This window comes from Methylopila capsulata, assembly GCF_016907975.1.
In the GTDB taxonomy this organism is placed as follows: domain Bacteria; phylum Pseudomonadota; class Alphaproteobacteria; order Rhizobiales; family Methylopilaceae; genus Methylopila; species Methylopila capsulata.
In genome coordinates, this window is record NZ_JAFBCY010000004.1 from 420,719 (window position 1) to 432,924 (window position 12,206).

Consider the following 12,206-nt stretch of genomic DNA (forward strand, 5'->3'; position numbering starts at 1 on the left):
CCCCCGCCCCATGTTCAAACTGCGTGATGTGCGTGCGCTCGTTCGCGTCGAGCGGATCCGCAATCGTAGCGTCGCCTTGTCGCTCTGCTACGCGCTCGGCCTCCTCGCCGATCAGATCATAGGCGTCGGAGCCGCAGGCTATCCATTGCTTCTGATCGCCGCGCCGGCGGCGGTCGGCATGTTGGTCCGCATGGGCGATCGGCTCGATCCGATCGACCTGTTGAAGCTGTTCGCGGTCCACATCGGTATGGGCCTGTTCTTCGGCTTTCCGCTGGAGGCGACGCTTTTGGCCAGCGCCCGCGATCTCGCGGCGATCGCGGTCGGCGTTCTGGCTTTCCAGCTGATGCGTCGCCGAGGCGCCGTCGCCTCTCCCATCGGCCTGATGGGCGCGCTCGTCGTCGTGGCGCTCGCCAGTTCGGTCGCGGCCGTGGCGGTCGAGGCTGCGGCCATGCTCGGCCGCGGCGGGATCGACGGCCTCCGGCTCGCGGCGCTGATGATGGTCGGCCTGGTCTCGATGACCCTGATGCTGTCGATCAGCGTCACGCAGGGGAGGGACCGGTCAAAATCGTTTCTCGACAGCCAGGTCACGAACGAGCGCGAGCCCTCCGCCTGGGAATATGTCGGCGCGGCGTCGGTCGCCATGGTCATGGTCGAGTTCTCGATCGTGACCGGCTGGCCGGTAGCGGCCTTGGCGGCGTCGGTCGCGCTGCTCTGGTTCGCGCTGCGGCTCGGCCTGTTCGCCACGACGGTCGCGGCATTTGGCTTCGCGGTCATCTTCCTCATGCACGGAGCGGCCGCGCCCTGGCCGGCGCCGTTCAGCGCGGCGAGCACGGCGGCGGGCGACATCCTGCGCTACATCGCGCTCGCCTTGCTGGCGACGCCCAGCATCGTCGTCGCGACGGTCGTGTTCGAGCAGCAACGCCTCAAGCGGATGTTCGCCTACCGCGCGCGCCACGACGCGCTCACCCGCCTCACCAACCGCGCGCATTTTCTCGAGATGCTGGACGCCTACGCCGCAGCGGCCCGTCGCGAGGAGCGACGTTTCCTGCTGCTTCTCGTGGACCTCGATCACTTCAAGGCGGTGAACGACACGTTCGGTCATGCTCGCGGGGACAAGATGCTGATCGCGGTGTCGTCGCGCATCCGGGCCTCGTTTCGGGCGACCGACGTCGTTGCGCGTCTGGGCGGCGACGAGTTCGCTGTGATCGCGCCGATTTCGTCGGTCGAGGACGCCATGCGGCTCGCCAAGCGCGTCGTCGACAACGTCCACCAGGACTGCGGTCTCGAGGAGGTCTCGCTCCGACCGAGCGTCACCGTCGGCGGCGTGCTCGCCCCCGACAGCGCGACGGAGTCCGAGCGCCTGCTCCTGCTCGCGGACGAGGCGCTCTACAAGGCCAAAGCCGCCGGCCGGAATTGCTGGCGCTTCGCGGGCGACGAACTGCGGAGGGCCGCGCTGATCCCTCCGCCCTCGGCTGTCTCGCCTCACGCGGAGGACGAGTTCGAGACGGTTTTCATCGACTGAACGGCAGCCGGCACGGGCGTGAGGGGCCCCCCGGTTCGTGCCGCTGGCGGGCAAGCTTTATGCCTTGACGAGGGGCCGGCGCGCGCGTAGCGTCCGCGCAACTTTACGACAGGAGCGGCCACGTGGCGCGCAATCTCATTCTCGTAATCAGGGCGTCATCCCAGGAGCGGACCAGATAGGTTCGCTTCCGAGTGATGACGCCTAAGCCAAGGGCTCCCCAGCGGGCCCTTTTTTGTTGCCCGGCGTCCAACGAGGCGCCGGGTGGTTTCAGGGTCGAGACGGCGAAAGGACAAACGCCATGACCGAGACGATGACCGGCGCGGAGATGGTCGTTCGCGCGCTGCAGGACCAGGGCGTCGAGCACATCTTCGGCTATCCCGGCGGCGCGGTGCTTCCGATCTACGACGCGCTTTTCCAGCAGGACAAGGTCGAGCACGTGCTCGTCCGGCACGAGCAGGGCGCGGCGCACGCGGCCGAGGGCTATGCGCGCTCCACCGGCAAGCCCGGCCTGGTGCTGGTCACCTCCGGCCCCGGCGCGACCAACGCCGTGACGGGCCTGACCGACGCGCTGATGGACTCGATCCCGCTGGTTTGCATCACCGGCCAGGTCCCGACGCACCTTATCGGCTCGGACGCGTTCCAGGAGTGCGACACGGTCGGCATCACCCGGCCCTGCACCAAGCACAACTACCTGGTGAAGGACGTGAACGACCTCGCGCAGATCCTGCACGAGGCGTTCTACGTCGCAACCAACGGCCGGCCGGGGCCCGTCGTCATCGACATCCCGAAGGACGTGCAGTTCGCGACCGGAACCTACGTCGGTCCGCAGAACGTCGTCCATAAGAGCTATCAGCCCAAGGTCGACGGCGACATCGAGCGTATCAAAGCCGCGGTCGAGCTGATCGCCTCCGCCAAGAAGCCGGTGCTCTACACCGGCGGCGGCGTCATCAACTCCGGTCCCCGGGCGAGCGAACTGCTGCGCGAGTTCGCGGAGCTCACCGGCGCGCCGGTGACCTCGACGCTGATGGGCCTCGGCGCCTATCCGGCCTCGGGCCCGGCGTGGCTCGGCATGCTCGGCATGCACGGCACTTATGAGGCCAACCACGCGATGCACGATTGCGACGTGATGGTCTGCATCGGCGCGCGCTTCGACGACCGGATCACCGGCCGGCTCGACGCGTTCGCGCCGAACTCGAAGAAGATCCACATCGACATCGACCCCTCGCAGATCAACAAGAACGTCAAGGTTCAGATCCCGATCATCGGCGACGTCGCGCATGTCCTCGCCGACATGATCCGGATCTGGAAGGCGACCTCCGCCGAGATCGACGCCGACGCGCTTGCCTCCTGGTGGGGCGAGGTCGATCGCTGGCGCGCGCGCAAGAGCCTCGGCTACCGGAACTCGCAGGAGATCATCAAGCCGCAGCATGCGATCGAGCGGCTGTACGAGCTGACCAAGAACCGGAAGACCTACATCACCACCGAGGTCGGCCAGCATCAGATGTGGGCGGCGCAGTACTACCGCTTCGAGGAGCCGAACCGCTGGATGACCTCCGGCGGCCTCGGGACGATGGGATACGGCCTGCCGGCCGCGGTGGGCGTGCAGAAGGCGCATCCCGACGCGCTCGTCATCGACATCGCCGGCGAAGCCTCGATCCAGATGATGCTGCAGGAGCTCTCGACCGCGCTGCAGTACAAACTGCCGGTCAAGGTGTTCATCCTGAACAACGAGTACATGGGCATGGTGCGCCAGTGGCAGCAGCTGCTGCACGGCGGCCGTTACTCCAACTCGTACTCCGAGGCGCTGCCGGACTTCGTGAAGCTGGCGGAAGCCTACGGCGGAACGGGCATCCGGGTGCAGGACCCCGCCGACCTCGACGCCGCCATCCAGGCGATGATCGACGCGCCGGGCTTCGCCGTCGTCGATTGCCTCGTCGACAAGATGGAGAACTGCTTCCCGATGATCCCCTCGGGCCGCGCGCACAACGAGATGCTGCTCAACGATGACGCCGACGAGAGCATCAATGCCGCGATCACCGGGGCCGGTCAGGCGCTGGTGTGAGCCACGTCTGAAGGACGCGTCATCCCGGACGGCCGCAGGCCGATCCGGGACTCGCTCGCCCGCGTGACCGTCCCGTTCTGACGACGATCCCGGATCGGCCTGCGGCCGTCCGGGATGACGTCTCTCTCAAAAGAGCAAGAAGAACCCCATGCCGCCTCTGCCGACCGGTTCCGCCTATTTCATGGACGACGCGCATCCGCCGCTCGCCCGCCACACGCTCGCGATCCTCGTCGACAACGAGCCGGGCGTGCTCGCCCGCGTCATCGGCCTGTTCTCCGGCCGCGGCTACAACATCGACAGCCTGACGGTGTCCGAGGTCAGCCTCGAGAGCCATCTCTCGCGTATCACGATCGTCACGACCGGCCCCGATGGCGTGGTCGACCAGATCAAGAGCCAGCTCGACCGGCTGGTGCCGGTGCACTCCGTGGTCGACCTCACGCTCACGGGTAAATCGCTCGAGCGCGAGCTGCTGCTGGTGAAGGTGCGCGGCAAGGGCGACGACCGCGTCGAGGCGCTGCGCATCGCCGAGGCGTTCCGCGCCCGGGTGATCGACGCGACCACGGAGAGCTTCGTGTTCGAGCTGACGGGCAAGCCCGACAAGCTCGATCAGTTCATCTCGCTGATGGTGCCGCTCGGCCTCGTGGAGGTCGCCCGCACCGGCGTCGCCGCGATCGCGCGCGGACCCGAGGGCATGGCCGGCTGACGTTCGTCGCCCGCGCCGCGTCTTCCTCCACGACGAAAAACCTCTTGCAAGCGCTCGTCGGATCGCTCATATGACCGAACCGTAACGTACGGTACGGTCATATGAGCGGCAGCGGTCGAGACGGTCTGGGCGAGGGGATGACGGAGCGGCGCGAAGCCGTGCTCGCGGCCGTTCTTGCTCTGCTCGTCGAGAAGGGCGCGGCGGCTCTGACCATGACGGCGGTGGCGCGCAGCGCGAGCTGCTCGAAGGAGACGCTCTACAAGTGGTTCGGCGACCGCGACGGGCTGCTCACGGAGACCGTCCGGTGGCAGGCGTCGAAGGTCCGGGCGGGCGCCTACGACCGGCAGCATCTCGACGCCGGCGCGTTGCGCGAAAGCCTGGAGGGCTTCGCTGCCAACTGGCTGAGCGTGATCTCGTCGGAGACCTCGGTCGCGCTCAATCGCGTGGCGATCGGGCAGGCCGAAACGCTCGGCGGGATTGTCCTCGCCAACGGACGCTTCGCGATCGGGGAGCGGCTGAAGGGCCTGCTGCTGGACGCGCGCAACGCGCGGCTGGTCGCCTTCGACGACGCCGAAGAGGCGTTCCGCACCTTCTTCGGCCTCGTCGGCCGGGACATCCAGATCCGGTTGCTGCTCGGCGACCGGTTCACGATCGACGGCGCCGCCATAGCCGACGACGCGCGGCGCGCCGTCCAACAGTTTCTTGCCCTGTACGGGGCGACGAAAACGCCGGCGCAGGCCGGCTGATCTTCACGAAACTCCCATAGGGAAGGGCCTCAGGATGCGCGTTTATTACGACCGCGACGCCGATATCAACCTCATCAAGGGCAAGTCCGTCGCCGTGATCGGCTACGGCAGCCAGGGCCACGCCCACGCCCTCAACATGCGCGACAGCGGCGTGGCGAACGTCATCATCGGCCTGCGCCCGGGCTCGGCGTCCGCCAAGAAGGCCGAGGCCGAGGGCTTCAAGGTGATGTCGCCGGCCGAGGCCGCGAAGGTCGCGGACGTGGTGATGATGCTCACCCCAGACGAGCTCCAGGCCGACATCTACAAGGAGAGCCTCGAGGGCAACATGAAGGAGGGCGCAGCCCTCCTGTTCGCGCACGGCCTCAACGTGCACTTCAACCTGATCGAGCCGCGCAAGGACATCGACGTCCTGATGGTCGCGCCGAAGGGCCCGGGCCACACCGTGCGCGGCGAGTATCAGAAGGGCGGCGGCGTGCCGTCGCTGATCGCGATCGCGCAGGACTACACCGGCAACGCCCACGACATCGGCCTCAGCTACGCCTCCGCCATCGGCGGCGGCCGCGCCGGCATCATCGAGACCACCTTCAAGGAAGAGTGCGAGACCGACCTGTTCGGCGAGCAGGTCGTCCTCTGCGGCGGCCTCGTGGAGCTGATCCGCGCCGGCTTCGAGACGCTGGTCGAGGCGGGCTACGCCCCCGAGATGGCCTACTTCGAGTGCCTGCACGAAGTGAAGCTGATCGTCGACCTCATCTATGAGGGCGGCATCGCCAACATGAACTACTCGATCTCGAACACCGCCGAGTACGGCGAGTACGTGACGGGCCCGCGCATCATCACCCCCGAGACCAAGCTCGAGATGAAGCGCGTGCTGGCCGATATCCAGGGCGGCGTCTTCACCCGCAACTGGATGCTCGAGAACAAGGTCAACCAGACCTCGTTCAAGGCCACCCGCGCGAAGAACGACGCCCACCAGATCGAAGAGGTCGGCGAGAAGCTCCGCGCCATGATGCCGTGGATCAAGGCCAAGGCCATGGTCGACAAGGCCAAGAACTAAGACGCCCAGAAGGGCCCGGAGGCGACTTCGGGCCCTTCACCTTCTGCTCGGCCGGCTGGAGACCAAGCGCGTGAGCGAGACGCGCTCCTCCCAGGCCTAAGCGTCAGCCGATCGAAAGCTCCGGCGCCTCACGCAGCTTCGCAGCGTCGCGCAGCGGCGGCGCGCCGAACAGACGGCTGTACTCCCGCGAGAACTGCGAGGGGCTGTCGTAGCCCACGGCGTGCCCGGCGGAAGCCGCGTCCCGCGCCTGGCTCAGGATCAATCGCCGCGCTTCCTGCAGCCGCAGTTGCTTCTGGTACTGCAGCGGGCTCATCGCGGTCACGGTCTTGAAATGGGCGTGCAACGCGGAAGGGCTCATGCCTGCGGCGTCGCACACCGAGTCGATCCGGAACGGTTCGCGGAAGTTGCGCCGGATCCAGTCGATCGCCCGGTTCACCTGGCTCAGCTTGCTGTCGGCCAATGCGATCTGGCGCAGGCGCGACGCCTGATCGCCCGTCATCAGGCGATAAAGGATCTCCTTCTCAATCAGCGGGGCCAGGGCGCCGATGTCGTCGGGCTGATCGAGCAACCGCGTCAGGCGCACGACCGCGTCGATCAGGTCCGGCGTCATCCGCGCAAGACCTAGTCCGGGGCCGGCGGGAATGTCGCGGCGATCGAGCCCGTGCTCGATCATCATCGCGCTCAGGGCGGCGGGATCAAGATCGAGGCGCAGGCCGAGGTAGGGCTCGTCGTCGGACGCTTCGGTGACCTGCGCGACGATGGGCAGATCGACCGAGACGACGAGATAGTGCGCGGGGTCGTAGCCGTAGATCGCGCCGTTCAGCATCACCTGCTTGCGGCCCTGGGCGATGATGCAGAACGCGGGCTCATAAAGAGAATGCACGGGTTCGGTCGGCCGCGAGGCGCGAAACAGTGAAAGCCGCGGAGCCGCGGTCGCTGTGACGCCTTCGTCCGTGGCGAATCGCGCAATCAGTGCCGCGAGTTCGGTGGTGTCGGCCATCGCCGCGTCTCCTGGTCGCCCCTTGGCCGCTCGCTTGTAACGCAGCGTCCGAGGATTGGGTCTTCGCGCTGCAAGATAGGAGAGCGGCGGGAGCTTTCGCCAGAGCTGTCCCATCACGTTCGGAGGATCGTGCAAGACTTGCGGAGGATCGGGATGTCGAGGGACTGCGCAACGGTCCTCGCGAGCTGGTCGCGCGCCGCCTCCGGGCGCGGACCCGCCGCCGCCCGGTAAAGCGATCGTTCCCTCCGTGCGCGTTGCGTCGGGGCCGAAAACGCGGGAGAAACGCCGGCTTTCCGCCATCTCACGATTCCGGCTGCCCATGACCTTCGACAGCGTGATGACGACGACGCTCGACTTCGTCCGGGAGCACGAGGCCTGGGCGCCGGCGATCGTGTTCGTGCTCGCCTTTCTCGAATCGATCGTCGGGCTGTCGCTGGCGGTGCCGTCCACGCCGCTTTTCGTCGGCGTCGGAGCGCTGATCGGCGCGAGCAACATCGCGTTCTGGCCGATTTTTGCAGGCGTCGCGCTGGGAGGCTTTCTCGGGGACTGGGTGTCCTATGCGCTCGGCTACCGCCTGAAGGACCGCGTGCTGGAGTGGAAGACCATCAAGAACCGGCCGGAACTCATTCATCGCACGCAGAATTTCGTGCAGAAATGGGGCGCGCCCGGCGTGTTCGTCGGCCGCTTCATCAGCCCGATTCGATCCTTCGTGCCCTTCGTCGCCGGCATGTTCGAGATGGGACAGGTGCGCTTTCAACTGGCGAACGCCAGTTCCGCGGTCGTCTGGGCCTACATCCTGCTCGCGCCGGGCGGCGTCTTTCTGCGCGACTACTTCGCCTGACGCATCAGCGCGGACGATCGTCGCGATCACCGATCGGAACTCGACGGGCCGGCTGATGCGGCGCTAGAACCGGCGCGGCAAAAGCGGGGCGCGCTGATGAACATCCTGTCGATCCAGTCTCACGTCGCCTATGGCCACGTCGGCAACGCTTCCGCGGCGTTTCCGATGCAGCGCCTCGGCCATGAGGTCTGGGCGATCAACACCGTCCAGTTCTCGAACCACACGGGTTACGGCGCCTGGCGCGGCCCGGTGTTTCCGGCCGACGCCATCCGCGAGGTGGTGACCGGCGTCGAGGAGCGGGGGGTCCTGCCGTCCTGCGACGGGGTGCTGTCCGGCTACATGGGCGACGCCGCGATCGGCGAGGCGATCCTCGACGCCGTCGGCCGCGTGCGGGCGGCGAACCCCGAGGCGCTCTACTGCTGCGATCCCGTCATCGGCGACGTCGGCCGCGGGGTGTTCGTGCGGCCGGGCATTCCGGAGTTCATGCGGGACCGCGCCCTGCCGGCCGCGGACGTCGTCACGCCGAACCAGTTCGAGCTCGAATACCTGACGGGGGTGACGGTCGGCTCGCTCGGCGCGGCCGTCGCCGCCGTCGAGGCCATGAGGGCGCGGGGCCCGAAGGCGGTGTTGGTCACCAGCCTGCGGACGCCGGAGACGCCGGAGGACGCGATCGATCTGCTCGCGGTCGACGGGGAGGGCGCCTTCCGCCTCCGCACCCCGCTGCTGCCGCTCTCGGTGAACGGAGCGGGCGACGCGATCGCGGCCCTGTTCTTCGTGCATCTGCTGACGACCGGCTCGGCGGCGCAGGCGCTGTCGCTGGCCGGATCCTCGGTCTACGGACTGCTGAGGGCGACGTCGGACGCGGGGTCACGAGAGATTCTGACGATCGCGGCGCAGGAGGAGTTCGTGCGCCCGACCAGGCTGTTCCAGCCGGAGCGGGTGTAGGAAATCCGCGCGAACGCTGAGCGCCGCAGGGGCCGCGGCCCTGACGATCGTCGCGTTCCGCCGCGCCGCGCGGATTGTCGCCCGGAGCGCTCCGATCGCCGTCATGCCCTTGGCGTTCCTTGGTTTTTTCTTGGCCCGCTGGCGCTCGTTGCGCCTTCGCGGTCGGGGCGAAGGCCGCTTTTAGGAGCGGCGAGACATCGTCGTCTCCGCCGATTCCGGCTCTGGCCTGATCTTCGCGGAGCGTGCTAAGCCGCGCGTCATGGCCAGACGCTATGTGATCCTCGACGTCTTCACCGACCGCGCCTACGCCGGCAATCCCTTGGCCGCGGTGCTCGACACCGAGGGCCTGGACGCCGCCGGGATGCAGATGATCGCCCGCGAGTTCAACCTGTCGGAGACGGTGTTTCTGCTTCCGGCCGAGGTCGACGGGCGCAAGGCGCGGCTTCGAATCTTCATGCCGCACAAAGAGTTACCCTTCGCCGGGCACCCCACTGTCGGCGCCGCCGTGCTGCTGGGGCTGCTGACCGGGGTCGGCTCGAAGGAGGAAGGCGCCTTCGAGGTCGAGGAGGCCGTCGGCGTCATTTCCTGCCGGGTCAGGCTCGCGAACAGGACCTCCGGCCGCGCGAGCTTCACGCTTCCGCGCCTGCCGGAACCTGCGGGGGAGCCGCCGACCGTCGCGCAAGCTGCTGCGGCGCTTGGGATTTCGCCGGATGAGATCGGGTTCGACGGGCATTCGGTGTCGCGATTCTCGGCCGGAAACCCCTTCACCTTCGTGCCGGTGAAGAACGCCGACGCCGTTGCTCGCGTGGCCGCGAACGGCGTGCTCTGGCCGGAGGCGTTCGGCGACGACCGCAACTCCGCCGTCTTTGTTTACACGCGAGAAACGGTCGACAGCGCAAACACTTACCACGCGCGGATGCTGGAACCTGCGATCACGGAGGACCCCGCGACGGGCTCCGCCGCGGCCGCTTTCACGGGCGTGGTGGCGGCGTTCGACCGGCCGGGCGAGGGCTCCCACGCGGTGCGGATCGAACAGGGCTACGAGATGGGGCGGCCCAGCCTGATCGAGGTCGGCCTCGAGATCGCGGGCGGAACGCTCGCCTCGGCCACGGTGGGCGGCGGCGCCGTCGTCGTCGCCGAAGGGACGCTGCTGGGTTAACCCGCGCCGCTCCGTTGTGACGCGGCGGGTTAACGGCGGGGTAACAGCCGGTCAACCGCGGGTTTACCCGTTGATCGCCGCGTGCAACGGGCGTAAACGTGGCCTTCGCGCCGGATGTGTCCCGGCGTTTGCCTTGCGGATTTCGGACAGGCGTCATGCGCGCGAGCGGCGACCTCATCGTGGATCGGACGACGGCCTTCGCGGCCGACGCCTCCGCGCGCCCGTTCGCCGGCCGACTTCTCCTTACGCGCCCCTGAGGGCCGGCCGGGCTTTGTCGCCCTGGCGCTCAGGGGACGCCGAGAACCCGACCAGCACGCGACGCTCGCGAGCCCGCTGACGGCCACATCAGAGCCGGCGGAGCCGCCCGGATCCCGAAGGACCTTTCCCGATGACCGCATCCACCGACCGGATCGTCATTTTCGACACCACGCTGCGCGACGGCGAACAGTGCCCCGGCGCCACCATGACGTTCGAGGAGAAGCTCGACGTCGCCCATCTGCTCGACCGGATGGGCGTCGACGTCATCGAGGCGGGCTTCCCGATCGCGTCGAACGGCGACTTCGAGGCGGTGGCCGAGATCGCTCGGCGCACCGAGACCGCGATCGTCGCGGGCCTCGCCCGGGCAATCCCCGCGGACATCGCCCGTTGCGGCGAGGCGGTGCGCTTCGCCCGGCGTCCGCGGATCCACACCTTCGTCTCCACCTCGCCGATCCATCTCGCGCACCAGATGCGCAAGACGGAGGAGCAGGTGCTGGAGATAATCTCGGGCACCGTCGCCCAGGCGCGCAATCTCGTCGACGACGTCGAGTGGTCTGGGATGGACGCCACCCGCACGCCGATCGACTACCTCTGCCGGGCGGTCGAAGCCGCGATCCGGGCGGGCGCGACCACGATCAACCTGCCGGACACGGTCGGCTACGCCACGCCCGACGAGTACCGGAACATGTTCGTCCAGGTGCGCGAGCGGGTTCCCGGCGCAGACAAGGTGATCTTCTCCACCCATTGCCACGATGACCTGGGCCTTGCGGCAGCGAACTCGCTGGCGGGCGTCGCCGGCGGCGCGCGGCAGATCGAGTGCACCATCAACGGCATCGGCGAGCGGGCGGGCAACGCCGCGCTCGAGGAGATCGTCATGGCGCTGAAGGTGCGCCGGGACGCCATGCCCTATGAGACCGGCGTCGACTCGACCCTGTTGACGCGCGCCTCCCGCCTCGTATCGGCCGCCACCTCGTTCCCCGTGCAGTACAACAAGGCGATCGTCGGCAAGAACGCCTTCGCGCACGAAAGCGGCATCCACCAGGACGGCATGCTGAAGCATTCCGAGACCTACGAGATCATGACCCCGGCCTCGGTCGGCATGTCGAAGACCTCGCTGGTGATGGGCAAGCATTCCGGCCGCGCCGCCTTCAAGGACAAGCTCAAGGCCCTCGGCTACGAACTCGGCGAGAACGCGCTGCAGGATGCGTTCGCCCGGTTCAAGGATCTCGCCGACCGCAAGAAGCACGTCTACGACGAAGACATCGAGGCCCTGGTCGACAACCAGATCGCGAGCGGAAACGATCGCATCAAGGTGCTCTCGCTGACCGTGATCGCCGGCACCATGGGGCCGCAGTCGGCGACGCTGACGCTCGACATCGACGGCGTGCACACCACGGTGCAGGCGGTCGGCAACGGGCCGGTGGACGCGATCTTCAACGCCATCCAGCGCGTGGTCCCGCATGAGGCGCAGCTCGCGCTCTACCAGGTCCACGCGGTGACCGAGGGCACCGACGCCCAGGCCGAGGTCTCGGTGCGGCTGGAGGAGGGCGACAAAATGGTGACCGGCCGCGGGGCCGATCCGGACACGCTCGTCGCCTCCGCCCGCGCCTATGTGGCGGCGCTGAACAAGCTCGCGACCAAGCGCGTCAGTCTGAACGCCCAGGCCGCCATCCGCGCCTGAGCACGGGCATACCAAGAACTGCTTAGAGGCCGCCGCGAGGCGGCCTCTTTTCGTTCAGCCTCTTGGCATTCGGGCGACGACGAGCGATCGTGGAGCCGCCGATCACGGGCTTGCGTTCATGGTGCGCCGCCGCAATCTCGCCTTGATCGGTTGCGTTCGACTTAAGCATCATCGATAAGCGAACAGCCCATCAAGACGCGTAACGCGCGGATCGGGAAGAGCTACGGGGACGCTC

The 12,206-nt window shown here is 67.8% G+C and carries 10 protein-coding genes; 9 read left to right on the forward strand and 1 reads right to left on the reverse strand.

From position 1 onward, the window contains the following. Nucleotides 1-10 precede the first annotated feature (10 nt). The 5 genes from JOD31_RS17865 to ilvC all read left to right on the forward strand — a co-directional run bounded on the left by JOD31_RS17865 (nt 11) and on the right by ilvC (nt 6,087). Nucleotides 11-1,522 carry a GGDEF domain-containing protein gene (locus JOD31_RS17865; RefSeq protein ID WP_204951778.1) on the forward strand — a complete coding sequence of 504 codons (1,512 nt, stop codon included), beginning with the start codon at nt 11-13 and terminating at the stop codon, nt 1,520-1,522. Nucleotides 1,523-1,820: 298 nt separating this feature from the next. Then, a complete protein-coding gene (locus JOD31_RS17870; protein WP_204951779.1) occupies nt 1,821-3,584 on the forward strand; it encodes an acetolactate synthase 3 large subunit in 1,764 nt (587 codons plus the stop codon). 148 nt (nt 3,585-3,732) lie between these two features. After that, nucleotides 3,733-4,287, forward strand: a complete 555-nt coding sequence (gene ilvN, locus JOD31_RS17875; protein WP_204951780.1) for an acetolactate synthase small subunit — start codon at nt 3,733-3,735, stop codon at nt 4,285-4,287. A gap of 137 nt (nt 4,288-4,424) precedes the next feature. After that, nucleotides 4,425-5,033 carry a TetR/AcrR family transcriptional regulator gene (locus JOD31_RS17880; RefSeq protein ID WP_204951781.1) on the forward strand — a complete coding sequence of 203 codons (609 nt, stop codon included), beginning with the start codon at nt 4,425-4,427 and terminating at the stop codon, nt 5,031-5,033. A 34-nt stretch (nt 5,034-5,067) separates the two neighbouring features. Next, complete coding sequence (gene ilvC / locus JOD31_RS17885) at nt 5,068-6,087, forward strand: ketol-acid reductoisomerase (protein WP_204951782.1); 1,020 nt, start codon at nt 5,068-5,070, stop codon at nt 6,085-6,087. A 103-nt stretch (nt 6,088-6,190) separates the two neighbouring features. Here the strand turns inward: ilvC and JOD31_RS17890 are convergent, their stop codons facing one another. After that, on the reverse strand, nt 6,191-7,087 hold the full coding sequence (locus JOD31_RS17890; protein ID WP_204951783.1) for an AraC family transcriptional regulator: 897 nt from the start codon (nt 7,085-7,087) through the stop codon (nt 6,191-6,193). 319 nt (nt 7,088-7,406) lie between these two features. Here JOD31_RS17890 and JOD31_RS17895 point away from each other — a divergent pair, with 319 nt between their 5' ends. From JOD31_RS17895 to JOD31_RS17910, 4 genes are all read left to right on the forward strand, one after another. Then, nucleotides 7,407-7,928 carry a DedA family protein gene (locus JOD31_RS17895; protein ID WP_204951784.1) on the forward strand — a complete coding sequence of 174 codons (522 nt, stop codon included), beginning with the start codon at nt 7,407-7,409 and terminating at the stop codon, nt 7,926-7,928. 96 nt (nt 7,929-8,024) lie between these two features. Next, on the forward strand, nt 8,025-8,873 hold the full coding sequence (pdxY, locus tag JOD31_RS17900; protein ID WP_204951785.1) for a pyridoxal kinase PdxY: 849 nt from the start codon (nt 8,025-8,027) through the stop codon (nt 8,871-8,873). 259 nt (nt 8,874-9,132) lie between these two features. Continuing rightward, nucleotides 9,133-10,032 (forward strand): PhzF family phenazine biosynthesis protein, encoded by a 900-nt coding sequence (locus JOD31_RS17905; protein WP_204951786.1) that lies wholly within the window; start codon nt 9,133-9,135, stop codon nt 10,030-10,032. A gap of 388 nt (nt 10,033-10,420) precedes the next feature. Beyond that, complete coding sequence (locus JOD31_RS17910; protein WP_204951787.1) at nt 10,421-11,971, forward strand: 2-isopropylmalate synthase; 1,551 nt, start codon at nt 10,421-10,423, stop codon at nt 11,969-11,971. The last annotated feature ends 235 nt before the right edge of the window (nt 11,972-12,206 follow it).

Excerpts from the sequence above, each read along its gene's own strand:
- JOD31_RS17865 (WP_204951778.1), top strand. The coding sequence starts at position 11 with ATGTTCAAACTGCGTGATGTGCGTGCGCTCGTTCGCGTCGAGCGGATC.
- JOD31_RS17870 (WP_204951779.1), top strand. The coding sequence starts at position 1,821 with ATGACCGAGACGATGACCGGCGCGGAGATGGTCGTTCGCGCGCTGCAG.
- ilvN (WP_204951780.1), top strand. The coding sequence starts at position 3,733 with ATGCCGCCTCTGCCGACCGGTTCCGCCTATTTCATGGACGACGCGCAT.
- JOD31_RS17880 (WP_204951781.1), top strand. The coding sequence starts at position 4,425 with ATGACGGAGCGGCGCGAAGCCGTGCTCGCGGCCGTTCTTGCTCTGCTC.
- ilvC (WP_204951782.1), top strand. The coding sequence starts at position 5,068 with ATGCGCGTTTATTACGACCGCGACGCCGATATCAACCTCATCAAGGGC.
- JOD31_RS17890 (WP_204951783.1), bottom strand. The coding sequence starts at position 7,087 with ATGGCCGACACCACCGAACTCGCGGCACTGATTGCGCGATTCGCCACG.
- JOD31_RS17895 (WP_204951784.1), top strand. The coding sequence starts at position 7,407 with ATGACCTTCGACAGCGTGATGACGACGACGCTCGACTTCGTCCGGGAG.
- pdxY (WP_204951785.1), top strand. The coding sequence starts at position 8,025 with ATGAACATCCTGTCGATCCAGTCTCACGTCGCCTATGGCCACGTCGGC.
- JOD31_RS17905 (WP_204951786.1), top strand. The coding sequence starts at position 9,133 with ATGGCCAGACGCTATGTGATCCTCGACGTCTTCACCGACCGCGCCTAC.
- JOD31_RS17910 (WP_204951787.1), top strand. The coding sequence starts at position 10,421 with ATGACCGCATCCACCGACCGGATCGTCATTTTCGACACCACGCTGCGC.